The following is a 25088-nucleotide window of genomic DNA, read 5'->3' as shown; positions in this document are numbered from 1 at the left end:
ACTTGATCATTGACTGATTATGCGTCGGGCTAACCGGGCCCGACAAGGAGCACAAGCTGGACCTTCGGCGGGCGGCCGGCCATGCGGAGGATCAAGCCCGCCTGCTGCGACTGTCGCAGATATGAAACAAGCCGGCGGGCGGCTTTCGGGGCCTTGATCCAGCTCCGCGGAATAGGCGGCGCAGGGGCCCCATGCATCAGTAGAGGTATTTGGAAACCGCCTCTCACTGATTCGGGACTCGCAATACGGTTCGGAACACCCTAAATGGCCAACCCGGGTCCAAAGAGGCCCTTCGGAACAAAAATCAGAACAGCGGCATTGACCGGTAACAGACAGGGCTAAGGCATAAGGCTATGATGGATCAGCAGAATCTCGGGACGATACGGCCCGCTTCAGCCGATCCTGCAGCTATTGCGCTGGCCAAGGCCCTCGGACAATGGCCGAAACCGGCCCCTTTCAGGCGTCCGAGCCCGAAGAAGGCCTTCGACACGGCGCCCGCGGCGACGGTCGAAGCGCTCGCTAGGGAGCTCGGCCTGCGGCTCGGCGACCAGAACGAGCTGACCATTCGCCGCGTCCGGCGCGGCAAGGGCTATTCCTTCGTGCGTCCCAATGGCGCACATATCCGCGACGCCCGCACCATCCGCCGGCTGCACGCCATGGCGGTGCCGCCGGCCTATCGCGAGGTGCGCTATTCGTCCGATCCGAGCTCGCATCTCCAGGCGGTGGGCCGCGATGCCGCGGGCCGGCTGCAATATCGCTATCACGCCGATTGGGAAAAGGTCCGCGAGCACCGCAAGGCGCATCGGCTGGAAAAGCTCGTCGGCGCGCTGCCAAAGATCCGGCGCAAGGTCTCGGCATTCCTGTCGGGCGACGAGCCGACGCGTGAATTCGCGCTCTCGGCCGTGATCGAGCTGATCGCGCGCACCGCGATCCGTCCCGGCAATGAATCCTATGCCCGTCTCAACGGCACCCGCGGTGCGACCACGCTGCTGAAGTCCAACGTCACGCTGGAGGACGATTGCTTCGTGCTGACCTTCAAGGCGAAGGGCGGCAAGGCGGTGCGCAAGGAGTGCGACGCGGCCAAGCTGGTGCGCGCCATCGGCATTTTGCAGGAGGTCCCCGGCAAGCGCATGTTCCAGTATCGCGATGTCTACGGGATCGTGCGCGCGGTCAACACCACGCAGGTGAACGCGTTCTTGCGCGAGATCGCCGGCATCAAGATTTCGCTGAAGGATTTCCGTACGCTGATGGCGTCTGCCGTCGTCGTGGAATCGCTGTCGCGGATCACGCCGGCGACCAGCCAGCGCGGCCGCAAGAAGCAGGTGCTGGACGCAATCCGCGCCGCTGCCGACAAGCTCTCCAACACGCCGGCGATCTGCCGCAAGAGCTACGTCCACGACACCATCGTCACGGCGTTCGAGGATGGCATCCTCGAGCGCTTCGCCGCGACCATGAAGGGCCAGCGCTCGCAGGCGAGGCGCGAGCAGTTGCTGGCGCAGGTGGTGGCGACCGCCGCGGTGTAACGACACGTCGCGCTGCCGTAGGGTGGGCAAAGCGCAAGCGTGCCCACCATTTGCTCATGGTGAAAGGTGGTGGGCACGGCGCGAAGAGCGCGTCTTTGCCCCACCCTACGAGAGCTACTTCTTATCTGACACACCCATGTCGGGACCGGGATCGCCGCCTGCGGCTGCGGTCGTGAGCCGTTCCATATAATGGGCCCACCCCGTCGCGTGCGCGGCGGCCTGCGCTTCGCTCGGCAGGCCGCTATGGGTCATGCGCAGCAGCGTGCCGCCGTCGCGCTCGATCAGGTCGATCTCGATGAGGCTTGAGCCGGGCGGTACTTCCTGGCCGCCTTCCCATCCGAACGTGTAGGCCAGACGATGCACCGGCACGACCTCGCGGAAGGCGCCGCGGGCGACGCCGCCGCGCGGGCCGACGCCCTTGAGCAGATAGAGCCCGCCCGGATGCGGCTCCGTGGTGGCATCGGAGCCCATCCAGCTCAGGATTTTCTCGGGGTCGGTCAGGTAGGCGAAAACGGTGGCACGTGGTGCCGCGATCTGGGTCTCGCATCGCACTATGAACGGTTCGGTCATCGGCGATCATCCCTTCGCTGACACCAGGACATGGCGGCGCCAAAGCGGCGCGTCAAGGATTGCCCGTGACAAAGGCCGCCTGCCTTCGCCATGATCGAGCCATGCAGCTCTCCCCGACCCTCGCCTGGCTCGTCGATGCCGCCTCGGATAGCGCCGGAGCTGATCGCCTGCTTGCGGAACTCGGCGCTCATCTGGTCGCCGACGGCGTGCCGCTTGCGGCGGGCGCCCTGACGCTGGAGGTGCCGCATCCTCTGATCGCAAAGCGGACCTGGCTGTGGCGTGCAGACAGCGGCCAAGTGATCGAAGCACTCGGCTTCGCGCCCGGCGGATTGGCGCCCGATCCGCCCAACGATGCCGGCCGCCGCTGGCTGCGCGACATCGCGCGGGGCGAGGTCCACGAAGACGTCATCGGGCGGCCCGATGGGCCGCAGCTTTGTTGGATCGGGCCGCGTCCCTTCACTGCCGACGACATCGGGCAATTGCGCCAGGCCGCGCGTTTTGCAGCGACGCCCCTCGCCGTGCTCGCCGCGCGCGCCACGCTGCGCGCGACGTTAGACGCATATCTCGGCAAGCGCAGCGCGGAGCGGGTGCTGGCGGCACCTCTGCGCCGCGATCTCGGCGAGACCATTCAGGCCGCGCTGCTCTATGCAGACCTCCGCAACTTCACGACGTTGTCGGAAACCTCACCGCCTGCACAGGTCATCGCCGCGCTCGATGCCTGGTTCGACCGCATCGCCGGTGCCGTTCACGCCTTCGGCGGCGAAGTGCTGAAATTCATCGGCGACGGCGTGCTCGCGATCTTTCCGGTGGTCGATGCATCGCCGCGCCGCGCCTGCGAGGCCGCCCTGCGTGCCGCAGGCGCAGCGGAGGCCGGCATGGTCTATCTCAACAAGGAGCGCGGCGCTCAAGGGTTGCCGCCGCTGGCATTCGGCGCTGCGCTCCATCTGGGCGAGATGCTGTGGGGCAATATCGGCGCCGCCAACCGGCTCGACTTCACGGCGATCGGTCCCGCTGTCAATCTCGCCAGCCGGCTCGAAGGATTGTGCAAGCCGCTGGGGCGGGCCGTGCTGGTGTCGGGAGCGCTCGCCGCGGAAACGGACATGCCGCTGGTCGCGCTCGGATCGCATTCGCTGCGCGGCATTGCTGCGCCATGCGAGGTGTTTGCGCTGGCGGAGACGCAGAACCGGACATCGTAGCCCGGTTGGAGCGCAGCGTAATCCGGGATCGGTGCATACGGAAAGACTGTCCCGGATTTCGCCGCGCTCCATCCGGGCTACGGCAGCGCCTACATCCCGCCCATCTTGCAGACGAGCTTCCACTCCTCCGCTGTCACCGGCTGCACCGACAGGCGCGAATATTTCACCAGCGCCATGTCGGCCAGCTTCTTCTCGGCCTTGATCGTGGCCATCGTCACCGGCGTCTTCAACGGCTTGTCGGCCTTGATGTCGACGCAGACGAATTTCTCGGTCTTGTCGGTCGGATCGGGATAGGCCTCCTTGATGATCTCCGCGATGCCGACGATCTCCTTGCCCTCGTTGGAATGATAGAAGAACGCCTTGTCGCCCTTCTTCATGGCGACGAGGTTCTGGCGCGCGGTGTAATTGCGCACCCCGGTCCAGGCCTCGCCCTTGGCGCCCTTCGCCACTTGCTGGTCCCAGGACCAGACCGATGGTTCGGATTTCACCAGCCAGTACGCCATGTTTATTCCTCTGACTTGAATGGGCGCGTCAGCAGCCCCGAGATAGCCGCGTCGATCGTGCTTCGGCCGCTCAGGATCGACGCGACCGCTTCTGATACCGGCAGCTCGATGCCCTGCGAAGCTGCGAATTCGATCAGCACCGGCGCGGTGAACTCACCCTCGGCAAGCTTGCCGGCAGGCGGTTGCTCGCCGCGGCCGAGTGCAAGGCCAAGGGCGAAGTTGCGTGACTGCGGGCTCGCACAGGTCAGGATCAAATCGCCGAGACCGGAGAGGCCGGCGAGTGTCTCGCTGCGTGCGCCGAGCGCGCGGCCGAGGCGCGTCAGCTCGGCAAAGCCGCGGGTCGTCAGCGCAGCCTGGGCGGAGGCGCCGAGCTTGCGCCCGACCGCGATGCCGACTGCGATTGCAAGCACGTTCTTGGCCGCGCCGCCGATCTCGACGCCGCGAATGTCCGTGGAGTGATAGGGACGGAACGTCGGCGAGCCCAGGGCCTGCACCAGTGCGCGCGCCAACGTCTCATCGCCTGCCGCCAGCGTCACCGCCGTGGGCAAGCCGCGCGCGACATCGTCGGCAAAGCTTGGACCCGACAGGATCGCGGGCTGGGCGTGCGGCGCGGCCTCCGCGATCACGTCGGTCATGAATTTATGGGTGCCGTGCTCGATGCCCTTGGCGCAGGCGACGATCGGCACCGGCCCTGTCAAATGCGAGGCCAGCATGTTGACGGCGCCACGCAAATGCTGCGCCGGTGTTGCGATCAACAACATGTCGGCGTGCGCGGTGAGCGCCAGATCGCTGGTCACGACGATCTCCGCCGCGAGCCGCACCCCGGGCAGGCGCGGATTATCGCGTGTCGAGGCGATCCGCGCTGCGTGCTCGGCATTGCGTGCCCAGAGCGTGACGCTCCGTCCCGCCCGCGCCGCCACGGTCGCCAGCGCCGTGCCCCAGGCGCCCGCCCCGATCACCGCGACGGATTGGAATGCAGTCATGGCTAGTATCCCGCCCGGGTCTTGCCGTAGCCCGCCGGTGCCGTTGCGTTGGCGTCGAGCAGCCAGCGCGCGCGGGGCTGCGCTTCCATCGTGTCGGTCAGGCCGAGCGCGAGGCGTTCGGCACCGGCCCAGGCGATCATCGCGCCGTTGTCGGTGCAGAGCGCCGGCGGCGGCATGATCAGCTGCGTCCCGGCTTGCTGTGCGACCTCATCGAGGGCGCCGCGAATCGCCTGATTGGCGGCGACGCCGCCGGCCGCGACCAGGGCGCGCGGCGCGCCGAATTTTTCGCGGAACAGCCTGAGGCCGACGCTCAACCGGTCGGCGGTCGAATCCAGCACGGCGGCCTGAAAGCTCGCGCAGAGATCGCTGACGTCCTGCGGCGTGATCTCGGCCAGCCGACTCGCTTCAGTGCGCACTGCCGTCTTCAATCCCGACAGCGAGAAATTGGCATCGGGACGCCCTTGCATCGGCCGCGGAAACGCAAAGCGCGTGGCATCGCCGCTTGCCGCCGCGCGCTCGACCTGCGGCCCGCCGGGATAGGGCAGGCCCAGCATCTTCGCGACCTTGTCGAAGGCCTCGCCGATCGCATCGTCGACGGTGGTGCCGAGCCGTACATACTGGCCGACGCCGGTGACCGCGACGATCTGGGTATGGCCACCCGAGGCGAGGAACAGGCAGTAGGGAAATTCGATTCCGTCGGTGAGGCGCGGCGTCAGCGCATGCGCCTCCAGATGGTTCACCGCGACCAGCGGCGTGTCGTGCACCATCGCGATCGCCTTCGCGGTGGTGAGCCCGACGATGACGCCGCCGATCAGGCCCGGCCCCGCAGCGGCAGCAACACCGCCCAGCTGAGCGAAGCCGACGCCGGCCTCCTGCATCGCGCGCTCGATGATGCCATCGAGCAGGTCGACATGGGCGCGGGCGGCGATCTCCGGCACCACGCCGCCGAAGCGGGCGTGCTCCTCGATTTGCGACCGCACGATGTTGGACAGGATCCTGCCGCTGCCGTCAGGCGAGCGTTCGACCACCGCCGCGGCGGTCTCGTCGCAGGTGGTTTCAATGCCCAGTACCAGCATTGGCGAATTGTTATCCAATTTGCGCCCTTGCGCTCATCCGTAAAGCAGAGTTCTGGTACGTCCGGTAGCATTCCGGGGCCAGATTGCGCAATCGCCACGCGCGGGCTCCGCACGAATGCGTCGCCGCCAATTGGTCCGGGAACACCAGCGATGTCCATCCTTGTCACACGGCCGCATCCCGACAATGAGGCGACGGCGGAAAGCCTGCGTGCGCGGGGTCTTGCGGTGCTGCTTGCGCCGGTGCTCAAGTTCGAGCCGGTCGCCTTCCATGACGAGAGTGAAGCTCCCTACGGTGCCATCCTCGTCACATCGGCCAACGCGATCCGTGCCGTCGCGCCACAATTGCGGGATCTTGGTCTGTTGGAGCTGCCGTTGTTTGCGGTCGGCGAGCACACGGCTGCTGCGGCGCGCGACGCCGGCTTTGCCGAGGTGATCGTCGCCGGCGGCGATGCCGCGTCCTTGCGCGACAAGGTGATGCAGAGCGCGCGCGACAAGGTGCTGAAGAAAAAGAGCACGCTGCTGTATCTCGCAGGCGCGGATCTGTCGCGCGACCTCGGCGGCGAGCTCGGTGCGGAGGGGTTTAGCGTGGTCACGCAGACGACCTATCGCATGGCGCCGGTCAAGCATCTGCCGCGCGAGGTCTGCGAGGGCTTTGCCGCCCACGGCGTCGAGGCGGTGCTGCACTACTCCCGGCGCAGCGCCCGGGCGTTCCTGGATGCGGCCAGGGACGAAGGCGTCGAAATCTCGGCGCTGGCCATACCGCAATGCTGCCTGTCCGAGACGGTGGCAAGCGTGCTGCGTGATGCCGGCGCGTCGCAGGTTCTGGTGGCTGCGACACCGGACGAAAATGCCTTATTTACCACCTTGGAGCGTGCGTTACGCACCCGTTTGGCGTAAGAGGTCGAGCCGAATCCGACGTAATCGGGTCCGTCCCGCGTATGGAAGTGTGAGGAACCGTCACGATGGCCGACGACAAGCCTGAAGACGCAGGATTGGCTCCTGAGTCCGGCCGTGCCAAGCGCACTCCGCCCACCATCGACCTCGAAGCCAGCGAAGTCTCGACCCAGCCGCAGGAGCCGGCGGTCGAGCCCGAGGCACCGCCGGCGCCGGAGCACGCCGAGCCTGAGCAGGCAAAATCCGACCAGGTTGACGCAGAGCCGGAGCGGACCGAACCGCAGGCCGCGGTTGCGCCGGCTCCCGTGTCTGCGCCGATGTCGCCCTGGGTCATCGCGCCGTTCTCCGGCGCTGTCGCGGCGGCGGTCGTGATCGCGGTCGGCTGGATGCTGGGCTGGCCCGCCGTGCAGGCACCGCCGGCCACCCCGCAAGTCACGAGCGCGACGGTCGATGCGCTGAGCGGTCGCGTTGCGGCAGTTGAAGCCAAGGCGGGCAAGCCCGCCGCCGATCCCGCGATGGCGGCGCGGATCGACGCGCTGGAGAAATCCGCGAGCGGCTTGCGCAGCGACGTCGCCAATCTGCGTACGCAGTTCGACAAGACCGCGAGCACATTGAACGATGCGAAATCTGCCCCACGCGCTGCCGCACCCGACCTCGCCGCTCTGAGCGACCGCATCGCCCAGCTCGAGCGCGCCAGCAAGGCCGAACGTGCCGAGCTCGCGCAGCAGGGCGAGAAGATCGCCGATGCGAAGACGCTGGACGACAAGCCGCTGCGCCATGTGGTGGCGGCGGCCCTGCTCGACGTTGCCGTTCGTCACGGCGATGCTTACGAGTCGCAATTGGCCGCAGCGCGGGCGATGGTGACAAAGCCCGATATGCTGAAGCCGCTCGACACCTTTGCCGCGTCAGGCATCCCGACGCCGGTGGCGCTGAGCCGCGAGCTGCTCAACATCGTGCCGAAGCTGTCGCCGCCGGCGGAAGCCCAGACCAGCGGCACGGGCATCGTCGAGCGTCTCCAGGCAGGAGCCTCAAAGCTGGTCCGCATCGAGCGCACCGACGGGGTCGGCAACGATCGTGGCGCCATCGTCGCACGGGTGACGGCGGCGGCGCTTCGCAATGATTTCGTGGAAGCGCGGCGCGAGCTCAAGACGCTGGCCGAGGCCGATCGTGCGCCGGCGCAGGCCTGGCTCGACAAGGCCGATGCCCGCGACGCTGCGCTCGCCGCTTCCCGCAAGTTAGCCGACGATGCCATGGCGGATCTCGTCAAGCCTGCTCAATAAAGCTTCGCGCAATACTAAGCGCGTATAGGGATCGCCATGCTTCGCATCGTCCTCTTCCTTGTCCTGATCGCGCTGGCGGCGGCCGGCGCGGCCTGGGTTGCCGACCAGCCCGGCGATCTCGTCCTGACTGCGGGCAGTTTCCGCGCCTCGACCACGCTTCCCAAATTCGTGTTCCTGCTTGGCCTGTTTGCCGCGGCCGTCGTGCTGGTCTGGAGCATCGTGACGACGATCTGGCGCACGCCGGGGCGTCTGCGCCGCCGCCGCCATGACAAGCGCCACGCGCGGGGCCGCCACGCCATCACCCACGGCCTGCTCGCGATCGGTCATGGTGATACCGCACTCGCCCGCCGGCACGCGGAAACGGCGCGGCGGCATGCGCCGAATGATCCGCTCGCGCTGCTCCTGCATGCGCAGTCGGCGCAGCTCGAAGGCAATCGCGACGAGGCGCAGCGCGTCTTCCGCGCCATGGCCGAGCGCGAGGACACGCGCCTGCTCGGCCTGCGCGGCCTGTTCATTGAGGCGCAGCGCGCCGACGATGCGGTCGGCGCCGTGATGATCGCGGAGGAAGCGATCAAGCTGTCGCCGTCCTCGACCTGGGCCTCGCAAGCGGTGCTCGGCTTCCGCTGCGCGCGCGGCGACTGGAGCGGCGCGCTCGCGATCCTCGATTCGAATTTGTCCGCAGGCCTGATCGACAAGCAGGCCTATCGCCGCCAAAGCGGTGTGTTGCTCACCGCGCGCGCGCTCGAATTGCAGACGATGGACCGCGACGTCGCGCGCGAGAGCGTGATGGAGGCGGTGAAGCTTGCGCCAACCTTGGTGCCCGCGGCCGTGCTCGCGGCAAAATTCGACAGCGAGGCACATCAGGTGCGCCGCGCCATGAAGCGGGTGGAAGCTGCCTGGCTCGCCAATCCGCATCCGGATCTCGCGGATGCCTATGCCCATGTGAAGCTCGGCGATACCGCCTGGCACCGCTTGCAGCGGGTCGAGACGCTTGCGGCGAAGACGCCTGCCGACAAGTCCGGCCATATCGAGGGCCAGCTCGCGATCGCGCGTGCCGCGATCGACGCCTCCGAGTTCGCCCGCGCGCGCGAAGTGCTCGCGCCTTATCTCAGCGATCCGACCCAGCGCGTCGCGCTGCTGATGGCCGAGATCGAGCGTGCCGAGCATGGCGATAGCGGCCGCGCCCGCGCGTGGACCCTGCGGGCGGTGCGCGCCCGTCACGATCCGGCCTGGACTGCGGACGGCTACGTTAGCGACCGCTGGCGCCCGGTCTCGCCGGTCACCGGGCGGCTCGATGCGTTCCAGTGGCAGACCCCGGTCGCGAGCCTGCCTTCGGACAAGGGGACCACGATCGAATCCTCGGCCTTCGAGGAGGCCATGCTGGCGGCCCCGCCGCCGAAGCGGGTGACGGTGGCTCCCAGCGAACGCCCAGCGGAACCGCTCGTGACAGCACCGGCGCCAGTGCCGGCCGCGCAGGACAATTCGCCCCCGATGGCCAAAGAAGAGCCGGCCGTTGTGACCGCCGAACCGGTCCAACCGGCCCCGGAGCCCGCCGAATCACCGCCGCCGGCGGCGACACCGGTGTTCCGGAGCCGCGCCGACCTCGGCAAACCGGCGCCAGCGCCGATTCCCGCGGTCATCCCGATCGTCCGGGCCCCCGACGATCCCGGGATCGATGACGAGGGTCCGAGTGATGAATTTACGGAACAAATCGGTACACCCAAAGCCCAGGCCGGCGGCTGGCGCGGATTCTGGTCCCGCTGGGGCGCGTGAGCCGCATTTCGAACCCGGCTTGTCCTTGCCAATTCGGGCCATGCCCGATATCAGGAGCGCGCGTATCGGGGCCGGCATCGCCTTGGCCCCGGCAGGGTTCGCCGCAATAGCTCAGTTGGTAGAGCACGTCATTCGTAATGACGGGGTCGGGGGTTCGAATCCCTCTTGCGGCACCAGCGCCTCAACTCATCCGATCCAAGAAGCGCGAGCCCAGTCCCGGCCATTGCATCCGGCGCATTGCGCGCGATGCTGGCGTCTCTACGATGCGCGCTGGCGGGGTGTGGGCAATGGGGCAGGCAGGGGCATCGCGAACGGAGCCGGGCTCCGCGGATCGGAGCGACTGGGTCCGGCGGCCCGGCCTCGTCATCCTTGCGGCGTTGATCACCGCCATCGTCGCTTCCAAATCGCTCGACGCGTCGCGGCTGCACAGCCGGCTGTCCGTTCCCCCGCTCTATGACGACGTCGCCTATTTCGAAGACGCGGTCAGATGGGTGAATGCCTTTGGAAGCCGCGGCGTCGCCGGCAGCGTCTGGGACTTGCTGCATCACCATGCGCCGTTTTCGACGCTGGTGGCGGCCACCGGTTTTTGGTCGTTTCCCGGAAGCTATGTCGGTCCCTATCTCGTTCATGCCGTGATCGTCTTCGGCTTCCTGCTCGGGATCATCTGGCTGGTTCGGCGACGGCCGGTTCTCGAGATCGCATCGTGTCTGGTCGCAGCAGTGTGCGTGCCGGTGCTGTGGCACACGATTACCGAGGCGCGTCCCGATCTGCCCTCGGGACTTGCCATTGGTCTTGCCGCCGGTGCCATCGTCTACCGCGGCGTGCTCCGGCGCAGCGCCCGGTCGCTGGCTGGCCTCGGCGTTGCCTGCGCACTCGCCGCCTGCATCAAGCCGACGTCGTTCCCGGCCGCGCTCGCTCTGCTCGGCAGCGCATTCGCGATCCGGCTGGTCGTCGATTGCATCCAGGCCGGCGGATTGCGCCTGTCGATCAGGACTGCGCTCGGCGCGCTCGCGTGGTTCGTGCTGCCGTTGATCGCGACCACGGCCGTGCTGATCGGCCCGGCCTTGGTCGAGACCGTCACCTACATTCTCAACGTGTTCGTCGGCCAGCGCGACCTCTGGACGACGGGCGAAGGTTTCTGGCCCGGACTGCTACGCTTCTCCATCGGTGGAGAGGGACAGTTCGGCCTGCACTATTGGCTCGCCATCGGGTTGGCCTTGATGCTGCTGCGCTTCGTGCTCGCTGCGATCCAGGGCCAGGCTGCGGTGCTGGATGCGGTCGTTCTGCTCGCGACCGTGCTGATTGCCTACGCCATTCCGTCCGTTGCCGAGATCAAGACCTACTTTTTCGGCGCAATGTTCTACGGCGTGTTCATCGTCGCGATGGTCCTCAATGGCTGCGCCAGCATGGCGTCCATGGAATCGCTGCTTGCGCGCACGGTCCTTGCGGCGGACATCCGTCGCCATCTGCTGACGGCAGGCCGCGTGCTTGCGCTCGCAATCGCCCTCGCGCTGTTCGTCAAGCACGTCGTGATCGGTCAGCTCAGCGTGGCGACGCCGCTGAGCGCACAGCAGCAGGACAGCATCCGCGCATCGACCGAGCGTCTCTGGTCGCTTCTGCGCGACGTCAAGCCACCGCTGTCGGGCCCGCTTTACGTCGGCTTTTCGAGTCCCTACCCGGTCACGCCCGCGACCATTCAGTTGTATGCGGCGCAGGCGCGGATGAATCTGGTCGTCCGTGGCGAGATGCTGCATCGAACGGCAGCGGCCACCGCAGACGCGCTTCTGCAGTCGGACATCCTCGTGGTCTCGAGCTCGATCCAGCACACGCTGGTCGGACCGCGGGTCGGCGATGAGCTCATCGCCCGCATGGACGCGGAAAGGGGCGTCTGCCTGCTCGACAGCATGAGCTTTCCGGACGTGACGCTGCGGGTTTATCGGCGGGGGTGTTGATCGCAGCCGGCCGGTTCGAAATTGCTCCGCGATTGTGTGAGGCCAATTCACTTAACCCAGGACACCTTGCCCGTAATGTCCCGGGTACGCCAACACGGGGAGATTTCACATGCGCAAGATCATTCTGGTTGCCGCCATGGTCCTGGCTTCTGCCTCTGCCCAGGCAGACGGCTCCCGCAGCCTGTCGCTGTCCGCGGCGGGCGCCCAGGCTCCCGCTCCACTGACCACGCCAACCTCGGCGACCACCTCCACGCCGCAGGCGAGCGAAGCTGCGCCGGCCACCGAGGCGCCGAAATATTCCGATCGTCCGCCGGCAGTGTCGCTCTCTGCGCCGGCCGCCACGGCCACTCCGACCGCTCCGGCGGCGACCACGCCCACGACCACCCCGGCGCCGGTCGCGACAACCAAGCCCGCCACCAAGAAAACGGCAAGGGCGGACAAGCCGAGGTCCAAGCGCTGGACCGAGCGCCGCATCATCAGCGAGCTGCACCGCCACGGCATCTATTGGTAAGGGGCTCGCCAAAAGCAAATGGCCGGGACGAGCCCGGCCATGACGCAAGAGTTTTGGATTGGATAGATGGCGTTTACTGCGAGACCGTCTGCACCACGCTTCCGATCGGACGCGTGTTCGTGCTCGCGGTCGGCACCTTCATGTCCTTCATGATCGCTTCGTCATATTCCGGCAGCGTCTGCAGCGTCGTCTTGGCCTTCATCTGCACGACCTTGTAGCCGCCGGCCTTCAACCGCGCGAGCAGCGTCGGCAGGGCTATGCCGGTATTCTTCTGGAAATCGTGCATCAGGATGATGCCCTTGCCGAGCTTGTCGAGCCGGGTCATCACCGTCTCGATGATCTTTTCCGGCGTCGCGCCCTTGCGGAAGTCGAAGGAGTCGACGTCGGTCGAGAACATCGCGACGTTGCGGGTGCCGAAATAGCTCACGATCGCCGGATTATGCTGCAGCTGCGGAAAGCGGAAGAACGGCGCCGGGTTGGCACCAAGCGCGAATTTCACCGCGCTGATGCCCTTTTCGACCTCGTCCTTGGCCATCTGCTCCGTCATCTTCTTGCCGTTCAGATTGACGTGCGACCAGGTGTGAGTGCCGACCGTGTGGCCCTGGGCCAGCACCTGGCGCAGGATTTCCGGATGATAGGTCGCGTGCTTGCCGACCGAGAAGAACAGGCCCTTGGTGCATTCATCCGCCAGCGCCTTCAGCACATTCGGCGTGTTCACGGGCCAGGGACCGTCATCGAAGGTCAGCACGACCTCCTTGTCGGTGAGGAAGTCGAATTGCTTGAAATGGTCGAAGCCGAAGCCGGGGCCGCCGGTGGTGTCGATCTCGACCACGCGGGAGACGCCCAGCGCGTTCGGATTGGCGCAGGTCGATTTCTGCTGAACCGGCATGGCCGGGGCGGGCGCAGGTGCCTGAGCAACTGTCGTCGGCTTGGCCGCGATCGTCGCGGTGGTCTCGACGTCATCCCTGGCGGCGAGCTTCGCCGGTGCCGGCAATGGATCGGCGGCACGGGCGGCAATTGTCTTGGGAGCGGCCTGATCGGCGCGCGAGGAATAATAAAACCAACCGCCGGCGGCGATCACGACCGCCGCAACTACACTGGCCAACATCAGGCCCAACGCATTACGCATCGCTACTCTTTCCAATTACGCAACCAAACCGGCGGAATTTCCCGCGCGACGAGCCATTAATGCGAAGTAACAGTTAACGTGACACCAACACGACGGCGGTTGTGGAGGAATTTCAGGGAGGTGCGCCAAAGTGACCGACATCACAGTCGGGGTGCAGCCCGTGACCATCATCACAGTGGAAACTGTTTTGCTGGAGCATCGTAGTTCCCATCAACAACAGGCACCGTTGCGACGGCGCCAATGGGAGCTTCAGATGACCAAGGCCCTCGACACCAAGTCTCTTGACACCAAGCCTCTTAACACCAAGTCCTTCTCTGCCAGTCTCCGGGACGCCAGCCTGGCGCTCGGCTTGGCCGCCATCGTCTCGCTCGTCGCGACGAGTTCGAGCTTCGCCTTCTCGGCCGAGGCGCAGCAGCAGTGCACCGGCGACGCCTTCCGCCTGTGCTCGTCGGAAATCCCCAACATCCCGAAGATCACGGCGTGCATGATGAAGCATCGCTTGGATCTGAGCGCCGGCTGCCGCGCGGTGATGGACAAGGATCTCGCCAAGGGCGCGTCGCGCAAGGTCGCTGACGCCCAGGACAAGCAGTAAGAGCACGCAACACTGCAATCGTTGCGTCGGTTAGCTCCCCTCGCGATACGCCCCGGCGTCAAGCCGGGGTCACGCGGCGGCGCCATGCAGCCTGCCAATAAAGCCGTTGCGGCTGAGGGATCGTCGCACTAGCTTCGCCCGCACATTCTTCCGGGTAAGAGGCATTACGCGATGGCCAGATTTCTTTTCATACTTCCTTTGTTGCTCGGCGCATCGGTCGCATCCGCGCAGCAGCAGCCGGGCCACGATGCCTGCGCGCGCGACGTCACCCGCTTCTGCCGTGCCGTGATGAACAATGGCGATGGCGCCGTGCTCGCCTGCCTGAAGCAGCACCGCACGAAGCTGAGCAAAGGCTGCGACAAGGTGCTGACCGAGCACGGGCAGTAAGAGTTCTCGTAGCCTGGATGGAGCGAAGCGTAATCCGGGCTACGGTCTGACACTGCTCCCCGCCGCGGTCGCGACCACCGGCAGCACCTCGGCACTAGCACGATCCGGCGTCTCCTCCTTCCAGCGCACCGAACCGAACGGACGCTCCAGCATGCGGCGGATCCGCACCGGCTCGGGACCGATATGGAAATCGATCGCCTGCTGATGCAGCGCGCGTTCGGACTGGGTCGAGCGGTTGCGCTGGCGCAAATAGTCGAACCAGGTCGGGCAATGATAGCGCTCGGTCCACAATTCGGGGTCGGCGATGTCGCGGGCGATCGACCAGCCATAAGCGCCGTTGCGCTGCCGGGAGAGCTGCACGTCCTGCATCACGTTGTGGAACGCGCGCGCGTTCTCCTGAGCGACGCGATATTCGATCTCGACCACCAGGGGTCCGCTGCGCCCCGTCAGGGACAGCTTCACCTCGGGATCGGCCAGCACGTCGGCATCCTCGTTGCGGGCACCGACGCGCGGCATCGTCAGCCAGATCCCGAGCAGCGGCGAGATCAGCATCAGGCCGGCGGCGGTCAGCAATGCGATCTCGACGCCGGCATAGTCGGTGAGATGGCCCCAGCCCCAGGCACCGATGGCGATGCCGCCCGAAATCGAGGCCTGGAATGCCGCGAGCGAGCGGCCGGCGACCCAGCGCGGCGCCGAGAGCTGCACGCCGATATTGAACAGCGCGATCGCGGCCATCCAGACCGCCCCGGCCAATACCAGCGCGGTCGCCGTCAGCACCGGCTCGGTGCTCAGGGCAAGGGCGGCCATCGCAAAGGCCATCGAGATGGTGCAGGCGCGGATCGCAGCCTCGCCGCTCATGCGCTTGCGCAATTCGTGGATGTTGAGCGCACCGATCACGGCGCCCATGCCGAAGGCGCCCAGCATGATGCCGTAAGTCTGCGCACCGCCATGCAGCAGGTCGCGCGCGACCAGCGGCATCAGCGCCATGATGGCGCCGCCGATCAGGCCCATCACCAGCGTGCGCAACAGCACGATCTTGATCGGCGGTGAATTGGTGATGTAGCGGAAGCCCGAGACCATGGCGCGGTTGAGCTTTTCCCGCGGCAGGCGCGAGGGCTCGGTGCTGCGCCGCCACAGCAGCAGCACCACCAGCAGCGGCAGATAGAGGATCGCGTTGCAGGCGAAGGCGGCCACCGCGCCGAGCGCGGCGACGATGACGCCGCCGACCGCGGGGCCGAAGCTGCGCGCGATGTTGTAGCTGATACCATTCAGCGCGACGGCCGAAGGCAGCGCATCGGGCGGCACCTGTTCGCTGACCGAAGACTGCCACGCCGGGCCGAACAGCGCGTTGCCGCTGCCGACCACGAAGCAGAAGGCGAGCAGCGTCTCCGGGGTGATGAGATTGAACCCTGCCAGCACCGTCAGTACCGTCGCGCCGGCGAGCGCGACCATCAGCGAGACCAGGGTGACGATGCGGCGGTCATACATGTCCGCGATGGCGCCGGCCGGCATCGAGATCAGCATGATCGGCAGCATCAAGGCAGTCTGCACCAGCGCGACCTTGTCCGCCGAGGCCGCCATCTGCGTCATCGCCCAGGCCGCGCCGACGCCCTGGATCAGGAGGCCGAGATTGGAGAGCAGGCTGGCGAGCCAGATGCGCCGGAACACCGTGTACCGCAGAGGCGCGGTGATGCCGTCGGCGGCGATTTTCTGGCGGTTCGTCTGCTCGGTCATATCCCCTTCCAAACGGGCTGGCAGAATGGTCTTGGAGTGATCCTGGGCGATTCCGGCAAATTCAGTGATGCCCGCGAAAGTCCTTCGCTGTCCAGTGGTTAGGCCGCTATAAGCGGTGCAAAGAGTTGGTTTGCCGGGAGGAACAAATGAAGCTGTCGCGACGGACGATCCTGCAGGGGGCCGGCAGCTTGCCTTTCGCAATTGCGAGCTTGCGGACCGGCGCATCGGCCCAATCCGCGCCCGCTGCGGCGCCGGGCACCGAGGTGCCGCCGATCCTGTTCGTCCACGGCAATGGCGACTACGACGCGCTCTGGATGACGACCTTGTGGCGGATGGAATCCAACGGCATCGCGCGCGATCGCATGATGGCGATCAATTTCACCGATCCCAACGCGCGCAGCGACGACAAGGTCGAGCAGGCGAACCGCTCCTCGACCGAGGACCAGCGCCGCGAGCTCGCCGCTGCCATCGCTGAGCTGAAGCGCCGCACCGGCGCGGCGCGCGTGGCGCTGGTCGGCAGCTCGCGCGGCGGCTATTCGATCCGCAACGTGATCAAGAATGGCGGTGCCGGCGACGTCAGCCACGCGGTCTTGTGCGGCACGCCCAATCACGGCGTGTTCGCCACCGACGACCAGCCCAACAACGAGTTCAACGGCCGTGGCGTATTCCTGCGTGGTCTGAACGAGGGCGAGAACGAGGTGACGCCGGGTGTCGCCTTCCTCACCTTGCGCAGCGACGGCATGGACAAATACGCCCAGGCCGACGGCCGCTTCATCGGCAAGCCCGGCACGCCGACCGGTGTCACCAATGAAGGGCCGGAGCTGAAGGGCGCCATCAATGTCGTGCTCGGCGCACTCGATCATCGCGAAGTGGCGTTCCATCCGCGCGCCTTCCGCGAGATCTACAAATTCATCGCGGGACGCGAGCCCGCGCGCATCGCGATCGTGCCGGAGCCAAGCGTCCGGCTGAGCGGCCTCGTCACGGGGACGCCGGGCGGCCTGCCGACCAATCGCCCGGCGGCGGGCGCAACCGTCGATATCTTTCGCGTCGATCCGGAAACCGGAGAGCGCAAGGGTGGTGCGCTGCACAGCGCGAAGACCGGTGCCGACGGCCGCTGGGGGCCGGCTCAGGTCGATCCCGCCTGGTCGCTCGAATTCGTGCTGGCATCGCCCGACACGCCGACGACGCACATCTACCGCTCGCCGTTCCCGCGCTCATCCGATGTCGTGCATTTGCGGGCCGCGCGCCCACTCGGGCCGGCCGACAAGGACGCAGGCGCGGTCGTGATCATGTCGCGGCCGAGGGGCTATTTCGGCCTGCCGCGGGACGTGGTGCTCTTCGACGGCAAGGAGCCGGCCGATGTCAAGCCGGGCGTGCCCACGGATGCGGCAGCAACCCTGCGGCTTCCCGCCAGCGAGGTTGGGCGTAACATTGTGGCCGAGTTCGGCGAAGAACGAATTGTGGCGCGCGCCTGGCCCGCCCAGGAGAACAGGATTGCGGTCGCCGAGCTGACTTACTAGCTATTTGCCTGCGTCACATCTTGCGGGAGAGAGCCATGAATATCGCCAGCGTGCGTAGGCCCATCATCCCCCCGGCTCCCCCGCGTGCGCCCGACGACATGTCGTTCTTCGGCCGGCTTGCCGTGATCCGGCGCAACATGATCGCGACATGGGGGCAGCCCGCCTATGAGGAAGAGGTCATCAAGGGCCGCTTCTTCCTTCGCAACAGCTTCATCTTGAATCAGCCGGATGCGATCCGGCACGTCCTGCTCAACAATTATGAGAACTATACGCGCACGCCGGCGGGCATCCGCATGCTGCGCCCGGTGCTCGGCGACGGGCTCCTGATCGCGGAAGGTCATTCCTGGACGTTCCAGCGCCGGACGCTTGCGCCGGCCTTCACGCCGCGCGCCACCGCCAACCTCGTGCCGCACATGACGGCGGTGCTCGACGAGACCATTGCGAAGCTCGATACGCAGACGGGCGCGCCGGTCGATCTGCGCGAAATCATGCAGCGCATGACGCTGGAGATCGCCGGGCGCACGATGTTCTCGTTCGGCATGGACCGGCATGGCGCGACCCTGCGCAATTTCATCATGGAGTATGCGTCCCGGCTGGGACGGCCCTACTTCCTCGACATGCTGCTGCCGGTGTCGTGGCCGAGCCCGATGGATTTTGCCCGCGCCCGCTTCCGCAAGCGCTGGACCGAGTTCGTCGCCATGCTGATCGCCGAGCGGCGCGCCGCCGGCAAGAAGGACGGCGCGCCGCCGCGTGACCTGTTCGATCTCATGGACGTGGCGCGCGATCCGGAAACCGGCAAGGGCTTTTCCGACGAGCAGCTCGTCGACGAGGTCGCGACCATGATCCTGGCGGGTCATGAGACCACGGCGACGGCGTTGTTCTGGGCGCTCTATCTGCTCGCACTCGATCCGGAGACGCAGGAGGAGGTGGCGTCCGAGACAAGCGGCGAGCATCTCGACAGCATGGCCGACATCGATCGCCAGAAATTCACCCGCGCAGTGATCGACGAGACCATGCGGCTTTATCCGCCGGCCTTCCTGGTCGCGCGCGCCGCCCGCGAGAAGGACAATGCGGCCGGCGTCGAGATCGCCAAGGGCGACATCATCATGATCGCGCCCTGGCTTTTGCACCGGCACGAGAAGCTGTGGGATCAACCGAACGCGTTCATTCCAAAGCGCTTCATGTCGACGGAGGCGCCCGATCGCTTCGCCTATCTGCCGTTCGGCGCAGGTCCGCGCGTCTGCATCGGCGCACCGTTTGCGCAAGCTGAATCCGTGCTGGCGCTGGCCCGGCTGATCGGCGCGTTCCGTGTCGAGCTCGCCGATCAGGCGAATCCCGTGATCCCGCTCGGCGTCGTCACGACCCAGCCGGACCACTCACCCATGTTCCGTATCACCCGTCGGTGACAGGCGATTGCCCGGCCGATGGCGTGATTCAACCAGCAGAGTCCCGCGATGAGCGACATCCAGGCCCAGTTCTCCGTTCTCAAGCAGACCGCCGACGCGAAGGTGGTCGATGCGATTGCGCGTCTGATCGAGGACGGCCAGGATCACGAGCTCAATCGCGTCAATGTCCTCGACTTCGCGACGCACCATGCCGTCGACGAAGAGCACGCGATCTCGGCGTTCCTGCACGCAGCACGGCTCGGGCTGTTCGATCTCGGCTGGAACGTGCTGTGTCCAGGCTGCGGCGGCGTGCTCGGCGCGCACACGACGTTGAAGGCGCTCAAGCCCGACGATTATCACTGCGCGCTCTGCGCTTGCGGCTACAAGGCCTCCGTCGACGACCAGGTCGAGGTGTCTTTCACCGTGAATCCGCGGGTCAGACGCATCGCGGCGCATGACCCCGACACGCTGCCGGTGTGGGAGTATTTCAAGCAGGTGTTCTGGAGCTCCGGCGTCGACTTCAACAAGGAATCGTTTGCGACGCTGGCGAACGAGGTGACGCTGGATACGATGGAGTTGCCGGCCGGCGAGAAGGCGACCATGTCGCTGCAGCTGCCGAGTGACTTTGTCATCATCTTCGAGCCGGTCACGCACGCCGCCCATTTCATCGACGTCCAGGGCGAGCCGACCAAGGATCGTCAGCAGCTCGCCATCATGTACAACAAGGTGCAGGCCCCGACGGGGACCACGACCATGCGGCCGGGTCCGCTGCGGCTGTCGCTGGAGAACCAGGCCGGCGTGCGCGTGCTGCCGTCGGTGTTCATCGCGGCCGAGGCACTCCATCATCTCATCGGCAAGCGCAAGCCGTTCCTCACCGCCAAGCGGATGCTGTCGAACCAGACCTTTCGCGATGTCTTCAAGGCGGACAACCTCAGTCTGGACCAGCGGCTCCAGATCACGTCCCTCACCTTCCTGTTCACCGATCTGAAGGGCTCGACGGCGCTTTACGAGCGCGTCGGCGATCTCGCCGCTTTCGATCTCGTGCGTGCGCATTTCCATGCACTGCTCGAGATCATCTCCTCCGAGAAGGGCGCCGTGGTGAAGACGATCGGCGATGCCGTGATGGCGACCTTCATCCGTCCCGAGCATGCCATCGTCGCGGGCCTGCGGATGCGCGCGGCGATGGACCAGCTCAACAAGCGGCGCGGCACTGATGATCTCATCGTCAAGATCGGCATCCATGAAGGTCCCTGCCTCGCGGTGATGCTCAACGAGCGGCAGGATTATTTCGGCCAGACGGTCAACATCGCCGCCCGCGTGCAGAGCCTGTCGACCGCGCAGGAGATTCACATCACCGGCTCGGTGCTCGATGCGCCCGCGGTTGCCGAGGTGCTGGAGCAGCGCGCGATCAAGCCGATCCAGAAACAGGCAGCGCTGCGCGGCATCGCCGACAAGATGGTGGTGTACGAGATTCCGTGAGAGATCATTCGTCATTCCGGGGCGCGCGCAGCGCGAACTATGGTGCGCAACTGCGCACCTGAGAATCTCGAGATTCCGGGTTCGATGCTGGCGCATCGCCCCGGAATGACGGTATCCAGATTGCCGAAACGTAATGCAGCGCGCGGAACTGACGCACGTTGCGCCGGTTGAGTTTCCTGCTCATATAATGCTGGTAACGGCCGCGCCTCGCGGCTGTATCGATTTCGGTAGGATCTTATGCTCGACGGCCTGCGCCAATTCATCGCCGATATTGTTGCCCCCAATGACCAGAACCGCACGTTCGGTGACAGCGATTATCGGTTGGCGGCCACCGCGCTGCTGGTCCACGTAATCTCGCTCAACGGCCAGCCGAGCGCGGCCGAGCAGCGCAAGCTGCACAGCCTGATCGAAAGCCACTTTAAGCTCGATCGCGGCACTGCGGATCGTCTGATCGCGGACGCCACCCAGGTCGAGGGCGAGGCGGTGGACCTCTATCACTTCACCAGCGTCATCATGCGCTCGCTCGACGAAGAGGGCCGCAAGCGCATCGTCCGGATGATGTGGGAGCTGGTCTATGCCGACGGCCAGGTCTCCGAATTCGAAGACAACGTCGTCTGGCGCGCCTCCGACCTGCTCGGGATTTCCCAGCGCGACCGGATCGACCTGAAGCATACAGTGGCGGAGCGCGCCGGTGGTCAGGTGACGGACAGCGCCGTCGGCGGCTGATCCGCGCAAACCGGCGGATGGCCGGTTGTGCGGATCACATGACGAAACTTTAATGTAGCTGCCGGCCGTCCGGCTCCGGATTCATCCGTAAAAACCCGGCTTTCCTGCGCCTCCTGTCGCCCGCTCAGGCGGCCATGCGGCCGACGCCGCTTGCCTGTCGCGCACGGCTTATGCTCTCGTTCCGTCATTGCGGGGCCAAATACTTCAATTCAAGAGACTTCGATCGTGGTTGAGCGGGTAACGTTGATCACCGGTGCTTCGGCGGGCATAGGTGCGGAGCTGGCGCGCGTGTTCGCCGCCAATGGACATCGTCTCGCTTTGACAGCGCGGCGCGCGGACCGTTTGGAGGCGCTCGCGAACGAGCTCGCCGCCAAAGGCGGCAAGAAGCCGATCGTGATCGCCTGCGATCTCGAGGACCCCGACGCCGGCGAGACCATCGCAGCGGCGCTCGCCGCCGAAGGCGTCGAGCTCGACCACCTCGTCAACAATGCCGGCTTCGGCGTGTTCGGTGATGCCATCGAGCGCGATCGCGACGAGCAGATCGGGATTGTCGATGTCAACGTGCGGGCTCTGACCGATTTGTCGCTGCGCTTCGCCGATCAACTCATCAGGAACAAGGGCGGTCTTCTCAATGTCGGCTCGGTCGCGGGCTTCCTGCCCGGCCCCGGCATGGCGGTCTACTACGCGTCCAAGGCCTACGTGATTTCCTTCACCGAAGCGCTGCGGGCCGAGCTCGCGCCGCGCGGCGTTCGCGTCACCGTGCTTTGCCCGGGTCCCGTGCCCACCGAATTCCAGGCGCGCGCGGGCGTCGGCTCCGGACATGATACGGCCCTGCTAAATGTTTCGGCCGCCGATGTCGCGCAGGAGGCCTATCGTGGCCTGATGGCCAACAAACGGGCAGTGCTGCCTGGTCTCGGCATCAAGATTGTGCCATTCGCGCTGCGCTTCTTCCCGCGGGGCTTCATCCTGGCTGCCACCAGCCGATTCCAGAGGCAGAGGCATTAGCCCTCGAAGCTCCCGTATTGGCCCGGAGCTTGCTTCGGCTTCGATGTGTGCGCGAACTCACACGAAATTAACGATCGCTTAGTTATGCTGACGGTCTGAACCGATAGCACTCGCAGAGGCCATGTCGTTCCGGACGGACAGGTTTGGTAGCGCAGAAGTGGTGCCCTTCCCGAGAAGGACGCCAAGTGTCGTCGCCTCCGAAACCCAATTGCCGGTTCTGATCATCCTGCACCAGGAATCCTCGACGCCGGGCCGTGTTGGCAATGCGCTGCGTGCGCTTGGCCATCGGCTCGACATCCGCCGTCCCCGCTTCGGTGATCCCCTGCCCGAGACGCTCGATCAGCATGCCGGCGCCGTGGTCTTCGGCGGCCCGATGAGCGCGAATGATTCCGACGACTATGTTCGCCGCGAGATCGACTGGATCGAAATTCCGCTGCGCGAGCAGCGGCCATTTCTCGGCATCTGCCTTGGTGCCCAGATGCTGGCGATGCAGCTCGGCGCCCGCGTCGCGCCGCATGCCGATGCGCTGACCCAGATCGGCTACTACCCGATCCGGCCCACAGCCGCGGGCCACGCCCTCTGCCCGGCCTGGCCGGCCCAGGTCTATCACTGGCATCGCGAAGGATTTGAGCTGCCTGTCGGCGCCGAGCTGCTTGCAGAAGGCGACGATTTTCCGGTGCAGGCGTTCCGCACCGGCAATGCCTTCGGCGTGCAGTTTCATCCCGACGTGACCTATGCGATGATGCATCGCTGGACCACGCGCGGCTATGACGGCTTCAGCGCGCCCGGTGCGCGGCAGCGACATCATCATTTCGCCGATCGTGCCGTATACGATGTCGCGGAGCGCGCCTGGCTCGATCATTTCATCGACGGCTGGCTGGCGCGCCGGCCGGTGCTGGCGCAAGCCGCCGAGTGATCCGCGCGTTCGCGCGAAGCCCTTGCCTCATCCCTGGATATGCTAGGCTCGCTCCCCAACGAGCGCGCGAAATTGCGCCGGCAGACAAAGGGAGAGCGTCATGGCCTACGAGCACATTCTCTATGAGGTGAGCGACAAGATCGCGACCATCACGCTCAACCGTCCCGATCGCATGAATGCGTGGACGCCGACCATGGAGCGCGATGTGCGCCATGCGATGGAAGCGTCAAGCGCCGATGACAATGTCCGCGTCATCATCCTCACCGGTGCGGGCCGCGCGTTTTGCGCCGGCGCCGATATGGATGCTTTGAAGGGGCTCGACCCCGACGACGTCCGGCGCGCCTCGAACCTGCCGCCGTTCGACATGAACCGCCGTCCGGATTGGCAGACGCGCTACGGTTTCTATCCGTCGATCAAGAAGCCTGTGATCGCCATGCTCAACGGTGCGACCGCCGGCATAGGGCTCGTGCACGCGCTCTATTGCGACCTGCGCTTTGCCGCCGACAACACCGTGTTCACGACGGCCTTCGCGCGGCGCGGCCTGATTGCCGAGCACGGCATCAGCTGGATGCTGCCCCGCATCATCGGTCATGCCAATGCGATGGATCTGCTGCTCTCGGCGAGGCGCGTGCCGAGCGACGAGGCGCTGCGGATCGGCCTGGTGAACCGGCTCTGCCCGCCTGAGAAGCTTCGCGAGGAGACCTATGCCTATGCGCGCGATCTCGCCGATTTCGTCTCGCCGAGCGCGATGGCTGTGATCAAGCGCCAGCTCTACGAGGTGCCGTTCCAGACGCTCGCCGAGGCAACCATTGAAGCCAATCGGGAGATGATGGTGGCGCTCGCCGGCAGCGACTTCCGGGAAGGCGTGGCGAGCTTCATGGAAAAGCGGCCGCCGCGGTTTACGGGGAGGTAGGGGGAGTATTCCTCAACCAGTCCGTCTTCGCCCTGCGGGCTTCGCCGGACACCACGCTTCGCCCTTCGAGCTCCGCGCGGCTGCGCCACGCGTAGCCCGAAGGGCGAAGCGTGGTGGAGCCAGGCGGGATCGAACCGCCGACCTCGTCATTGCGAACGACGCGCTCTCCCAGCTGAGCTATGGCCCCTTTGCTGGCCGCTCTGGTAAACGCGGCCGACAACCGGGCGCCATTTAAGTCCCCGCCAAGGTCAAGTCAAGGACGGGTGTCACCCGGTTTTAGCCGTTCGGGGCACGGACTTCCCTTGTTTGGGCCGGGGGGAACCGATATCTAGCAACAGGCGTCAATCCCGACCGCAGCCAACGTTTTCAAAAGCCAGAGGCTTCAAAAGCCATGCGTGCCGTTCTCGACATCGTCATCATCGTGCTCGACCTCTACGTCTGGCTGCTGATCGCCTCCGCGATCCTGTCCTGGCTGATCGCCTTCAACGTCGTGAACACGCGCAACCAGTTCGTCTCGGCGGTGGCGGAGTTCCTGTACCGGATCACCGAGCCTGTGCTGGCGCCGATTCGCAATTTCCTGCCCAGTCTCGGCGGTCTCGACATCTCTCCGATCATCCTGATCCTGATCATCATGTTCATCGAGCGGGTGATCCTGTACTACATCTACCCCAACGTGATCTGAGCGGGCTGGAGCGCCTTGGTTGCAAACAAGGAACCCTGGCGTTACTCGGCCGCAGGAATCAGCATCGCGCTGCGGGTGACGCCGCGCGGCGGTCGCGACGGCATCGACGGGATCGAGCAACTGGCCGACGGCCGCAGCGTGCTCAAGGTGAGGGTGCGAGCCATCGCCGATGGCGGCGAGGCCAACAAGGCCGTTTTGGTCCTGCTGGCGAAATCGCTGGGCGTCCCCAAGGCCGGCGTAAAGCTTCTGTCCGGCGCCACCTCGCGGCTGAAGCAGATCGCGGTCGACGGCGATCCGGCACGGCTCGGCGAAGCCCTGCGCCAGCTCGTCTCGGCCCAATCGAAAGACTGAGGGAACTG

24 protein-coding genes and 2 tRNA genes are annotated in these 25088 nt (G+C 66.0%); 19 read left to right on the top strand and 7 right to left on the bottom strand.

From position 1 onward, the window contains the following. Window positions 1-353 precede the first annotated feature (353 nt). A complete protein-coding gene (locus GGD66_RS35125) occupies window positions 354-1523 on the top strand; it encodes a DNA topoisomerase IB (RefSeq protein WP_183261244.1) in 1170 nt (389 codons plus the stop codon). A gap of 114 nt (window positions 1524-1637) precedes the next feature. Here GGD66_RS35125 and GGD66_RS35120 read toward each other — a convergent pair whose 3' ends face one another. Beyond that, window positions 1638-2093 (bottom strand): SRPBCC domain-containing protein, encoded by a 456-nt coding sequence (locus GGD66_RS35120; protein WP_183261242.1) that lies wholly within the window; start codon window positions 2091-2093, stop codon window positions 1638-1640. Between the two features lie 101 nt (window positions 2094-2194). Between GGD66_RS35120 and GGD66_RS35115 the strand changes: the two genes are divergently transcribed. Further along, window positions 2195-3289, top strand: a complete 1095-nt coding sequence (locus GGD66_RS35115) for an adenylate/guanylate cyclase domain-containing protein (protein WP_183261240.1) — start codon at window positions 2195-2197, stop codon at window positions 3287-3289. A gap of 89 nt (window positions 3290-3378) precedes the next feature. Here GGD66_RS35115 and GGD66_RS35110 read toward each other — a convergent pair whose 3' ends face one another. The 3 genes from GGD66_RS35110 to tsaD are packed head-to-tail and all read right to left on the bottom strand — an operon-like array spanning window position 3379 to window position 5851. Further along, on the bottom strand, window positions 3379-3792 hold the full coding sequence (locus tag GGD66_RS35110) for an EVE domain-containing protein (protein ID WP_183231046.1): 414 nt from the start codon (window positions 3790-3792) through the stop codon (window positions 3379-3381). A gap of 2 nt (window positions 3793-3794) precedes the next feature. After that, on the bottom strand, window positions 3795-4775 hold the full coding sequence (locus tag GGD66_RS35105) for an NAD(P)H-dependent glycerol-3-phosphate dehydrogenase (RefSeq protein WP_092261504.1): 981 nt from the start codon (window positions 4773-4775) through the stop codon (window positions 3795-3797). Window positions 4776-4777: 2 nt separating this feature from the next. Continuing rightward, window positions 4778-5851, bottom strand: coding sequence for a tRNA (adenosine(37)-N6)-threonylcarbamoyltransferase complex transferase subunit TsaD (gene tsaD / locus GGD66_RS35100; protein ID WP_183261238.1), 1074 nt, complete (start codon window positions 5849-5851; stop codon window positions 4778-4780). 150 nt (window positions 5852-6001) lie between these two features. Here tsaD and GGD66_RS35095 point away from each other — a divergent pair, with 150 nt between their 5' ends. The 6 genes from GGD66_RS35095 (at window position 6002) to GGD66_RS35070 (ending at window position 12261) form a co-directional block, all read left to right on the top strand. Beyond that, window positions 6002-6748, top strand: coding sequence for a uroporphyrinogen-III synthase (locus tag GGD66_RS35095; RefSeq protein WP_092261502.1), 747 nt, complete (start codon window positions 6002-6004; stop codon window positions 6746-6748). Window positions 6749-6813: 65 nt separating this feature from the next. Further along, window positions 6814-8025, top strand: a complete 1212-nt coding sequence (locus GGD66_RS35090; RefSeq protein ID WP_183261236.1) for a COG4223 family protein — start codon at window positions 6814-6816, stop codon at window positions 8023-8025. A 36-nt stretch (window positions 8026-8061) separates the two neighbouring features. Beyond that, a complete protein-coding gene (locus GGD66_RS35085) occupies window positions 8062-9798 on the top strand; it encodes a heme biosynthesis protein HemY (RefSeq protein ID WP_183261234.1) in 1737 nt (578 codons plus the stop codon). Window positions 9799-9898: 100 nt separating this feature from the next. Beyond that, window positions 9899-9974: transfer RNA gene (locus GGD66_RS35080), tRNA-Thr, on the top strand. Window positions 9975-10085: 111 nt separating this feature from the next. Then, window positions 10086-11750: a hypothetical protein gene (locus tag GGD66_RS35075; RefSeq protein WP_183261232.1), complete on the top strand. Its 1665-nt coding sequence runs from the start codon at window positions 10086-10088 to the stop codon at window positions 11748-11750. A 109-nt stretch (window positions 11751-11859) separates the two neighbouring features. Then, window positions 11860-12261, top strand: a complete 402-nt coding sequence (locus tag GGD66_RS35070) for a hypothetical protein (RefSeq protein WP_183261230.1) — start codon at window positions 11860-11862, stop codon at window positions 12259-12261. A gap of 73 nt (window positions 12262-12334) precedes the next feature. Here GGD66_RS35070 and GGD66_RS35065 read toward each other — a convergent pair whose 3' ends face one another. Further along, window positions 12335-13390, bottom strand: a complete 1056-nt coding sequence (locus GGD66_RS35065) for a polysaccharide deacetylase family protein (RefSeq protein WP_018318986.1) — start codon at window positions 13388-13390, stop codon at window positions 12335-12337. 253 nt (window positions 13391-13643) lie between these two features. Between GGD66_RS35065 and GGD66_RS35060 the strand changes: the two genes are divergently transcribed. Together GGD66_RS35060 and GGD66_RS35055 are read left to right on the top strand one after the other, a co-directional pair. Then, on the top strand, window positions 13644-13982 hold the full coding sequence (locus GGD66_RS35060; RefSeq protein ID WP_183261270.1) for a hypothetical protein: 339 nt from the start codon (window positions 13644-13646) through the stop codon (window positions 13980-13982). 171 nt (window positions 13983-14153) lie between these two features. Beyond that, on the top strand, window positions 14154-14369 hold the full coding sequence (locus GGD66_RS35055; protein WP_183261228.1) for a cysteine rich repeat-containing protein: 216 nt from the start codon (window positions 14154-14156) through the stop codon (window positions 14367-14369). A gap of 39 nt (window positions 14370-14408) precedes the next feature. Here GGD66_RS35055 and GGD66_RS35050 read toward each other — a convergent pair whose 3' ends face one another. Next, window positions 14409-16103: an MFS transporter gene (locus GGD66_RS35050; protein ID WP_179732393.1), complete on the bottom strand. Its 1695-nt coding sequence runs from the start codon at window positions 16101-16103 to the stop codon at window positions 14409-14411. Window positions 16104-16249: 146 nt separating this feature from the next. Between GGD66_RS35050 and GGD66_RS35045 the strand changes: the two genes are divergently transcribed. The 7 genes from GGD66_RS35045 (at window position 16250) to GGD66_RS35015 (ending at window position 24047) form a co-directional block, all read left to right on the top strand. After that, entirely contained in the window at window positions 16250-17623 is a 1374-nt protein-coding gene (locus GGD66_RS35045) for a hydrolase (protein ID WP_183261227.1), read from the top strand. 35 nt (window positions 17624-17658) lie between these two features. Next, window positions 17659-19029: a cytochrome P450 gene (locus GGD66_RS35040; RefSeq protein WP_183261225.1), complete on the top strand. Its 1371-nt coding sequence runs from the start codon at window positions 17659-17661 to the stop codon at window positions 19027-19029. Between the two features lie 48 nt (window positions 19030-19077). Then, window positions 19078-20487 (top strand): adenylate/guanylate cyclase domain-containing protein, encoded by a 1410-nt coding sequence (locus GGD66_RS35035; RefSeq protein ID WP_183261223.1) that lies wholly within the window; start codon window positions 19078-19080, stop codon window positions 20485-20487. A gap of 237 nt (window positions 20488-20724) precedes the next feature. Further along, on the top strand, window positions 20725-21213 hold the full coding sequence (locus tag GGD66_RS35030) for a TerB family tellurite resistance protein (protein WP_183261221.1): 489 nt from the start codon (window positions 20725-20727) through the stop codon (window positions 21211-21213). Between the two features lie 225 nt (window positions 21214-21438). Then, window positions 21439-22218: an SDR family oxidoreductase gene (locus GGD66_RS35025; RefSeq protein WP_183236492.1), complete on the top strand. Its 780-nt coding sequence runs from the start codon at window positions 21439-21441 to the stop codon at window positions 22216-22218. Window positions 22219-22339: 121 nt separating this feature from the next. Then, window positions 22340-23134, top strand: a complete 795-nt coding sequence (locus GGD66_RS35020) for a glutamine amidotransferase (protein WP_183261219.1) — start codon at window positions 22340-22342, stop codon at window positions 23132-23134. A gap of 100 nt (window positions 23135-23234) precedes the next feature. Continuing rightward, on the top strand, window positions 23235-24047 hold the full coding sequence (locus GGD66_RS35015; RefSeq protein WP_183261217.1) for an enoyl-CoA hydratase: 813 nt from the start codon (window positions 23235-23237) through the stop codon (window positions 24045-24047). A 111-nt stretch (window positions 24048-24158) separates the two neighbouring features. Here the strand turns inward: GGD66_RS35015 and GGD66_RS35010 are convergent. Beyond that, window positions 24159-24234 (bottom strand) — tRNA-Ala (locus GGD66_RS35010). Window positions 24235-24438: 204 nt separating this feature from the next. Between GGD66_RS35010 and GGD66_RS35005 the strand changes: the two genes are divergently transcribed. Both GGD66_RS35005 and GGD66_RS35000 read left to right on the top strand, forming a co-directional pair. Next, complete coding sequence (locus GGD66_RS35005) at window positions 24439-24729, top strand: YggT family protein (protein ID WP_018318966.1); 291 nt, start codon at window positions 24439-24441, stop codon at window positions 24727-24729. A gap of 15 nt (window positions 24730-24744) precedes the next feature. Further along, window positions 24745-25080 (top strand): DUF167 domain-containing protein, encoded by a 336-nt coding sequence (locus GGD66_RS35000; protein ID WP_018318965.1) that lies wholly within the window; start codon window positions 24745-24747, stop codon window positions 25078-25080. Window positions 25081-25088 lie beyond the last annotated feature (8 nt).

Origin of the sequence: Bradyrhizobium sp. CIR48 (assembly GCF_014198315.1) — a bacterium.
GTDB lineage: Bacteria > Pseudomonadota > Alphaproteobacteria > Rhizobiales > Xanthobacteraceae > Bradyrhizobium.
The sequence above is the reverse complement of the archived record's forward strand: the minus strand, read 5'-3'. Positions and strand labels throughout refer to the sequence as shown.

What these genes read in the sequence shown, in the direction of transcription:
- GGD66_RS35110 (WP_183231046.1), bottom strand. Translation starts at nt 3,792, where the DNA reads ATGGCGTACTGGCTGGTGAAATCCGAACCATCGGTCTGGTCCTGGGAC.
- GGD66_RS35020 (WP_183261219.1), top strand. Translation starts at nt 22,340, where the DNA reads ATGTCGTTCCGGACGGACAGGTTTGGTAGCGCAGAAGTGGTGCCCTTC.
- GGD66_RS35035 (WP_183261223.1), top strand. Translation starts at nt 19,078, where the DNA reads ATGAGCGACATCCAGGCCCAGTTCTCCGTTCTCAAGCAGACCGCCGAC.
- GGD66_RS35060 (WP_183261270.1), top strand. Translation starts at nt 13,644, where the DNA reads ATGACCAAGGCCCTCGACACCAAGTCTCTTGACACCAAGCCTCTTAAC.
- GGD66_RS35055 (WP_183261228.1), top strand. Translation starts at nt 14,154, where the DNA reads ATGGCCAGATTTCTTTTCATACTTCCTTTGTTGCTCGGCGCATCGGTC.
- GGD66_RS35015 (WP_183261217.1), top strand. Translation starts at nt 23,235, where the DNA reads ATGGCCTACGAGCACATTCTCTATGAGGTGAGCGACAAGATCGCGACC.
- GGD66_RS35095 (WP_092261502.1), top strand. Translation starts at nt 6,002, where the DNA reads ATGTCCATCCTTGTCACACGGCCGCATCCCGACAATGAGGCGACGGCG.
- GGD66_RS35040 (WP_183261225.1), top strand. Translation starts at nt 17,659, where the DNA reads ATGAATATCGCCAGCGTGCGTAGGCCCATCATCCCCCCGGCTCCCCCG.
- GGD66_RS35090 (WP_183261236.1), top strand. Translation starts at nt 6,814, where the DNA reads ATGGCCGACGACAAGCCTGAAGACGCAGGATTGGCTCCTGAGTCCGGC.
- GGD66_RS35085 (WP_183261234.1), top strand. Translation starts at nt 8,062, where the DNA reads ATGCTTCGCATCGTCCTCTTCCTTGTCCTGATCGCGCTGGCGGCGGCC.
- GGD66_RS35050 (WP_179732393.1), bottom strand. Translation starts at nt 16,103, where the DNA reads ATGACCGAGCAGACGAACCGCCAGAAAATCGCCGCCGACGGCATCACC.
- GGD66_RS35045 (WP_183261227.1), top strand. Translation starts at nt 16,250, where the DNA reads ATGAAGCTGTCGCGACGGACGATCCTGCAGGGGGCCGGCAGCTTGCCT.
- GGD66_RS35075 (WP_183261232.1), top strand. Translation starts at nt 10,086, where the DNA reads ATGGGGCAGGCAGGGGCATCGCGAACGGAGCCGGGCTCCGCGGATCGG.
- GGD66_RS35030 (WP_183261221.1), top strand. Translation starts at nt 20,725, where the DNA reads ATGCTCGACGGCCTGCGCCAATTCATCGCCGATATTGTTGCCCCCAAT.
- GGD66_RS35115 (WP_183261240.1), top strand. Translation starts at nt 2,195, where the DNA reads ATGCAGCTCTCCCCGACCCTCGCCTGGCTCGTCGATGCCGCCTCGGAT.
- GGD66_RS35120 (WP_183261242.1), bottom strand. Translation starts at nt 2,093, where the DNA reads ATGACCGAACCGTTCATAGTGCGATGCGAGACCCAGATCGCGGCACCA.
- GGD66_RS35125 (WP_183261244.1), top strand. Translation starts at nt 354, where the DNA reads ATGATGGATCAGCAGAATCTCGGGACGATACGGCCCGCTTCAGCCGAT.
- GGD66_RS35105 (WP_092261504.1), bottom strand. Translation starts at nt 4,775, where the DNA reads ATGACTGCATTCCAATCCGTCGCGGTGATCGGGGCGGGCGCCTGGGGC.
- GGD66_RS35065 (WP_018318986.1), bottom strand. Translation starts at nt 13,390, where the DNA reads ATGCGTAATGCGTTGGGCCTGATGTTGGCCAGTGTAGTTGCGGCGGTC.
- GGD66_RS35005 (WP_018318966.1), top strand. Translation starts at nt 24,439, where the DNA reads ATGCGTGCCGTTCTCGACATCGTCATCATCGTGCTCGACCTCTACGTC.
- GGD66_RS35070 (WP_183261230.1), top strand. Translation starts at nt 11,860, where the DNA reads ATGCGCAAGATCATTCTGGTTGCCGCCATGGTCCTGGCTTCTGCCTCT.
- tsaD (WP_183261238.1), bottom strand. Translation starts at nt 5,851, where the DNA reads ATGCTGGTACTGGGCATTGAAACCACCTGCGACGAGACCGCCGCGGCG.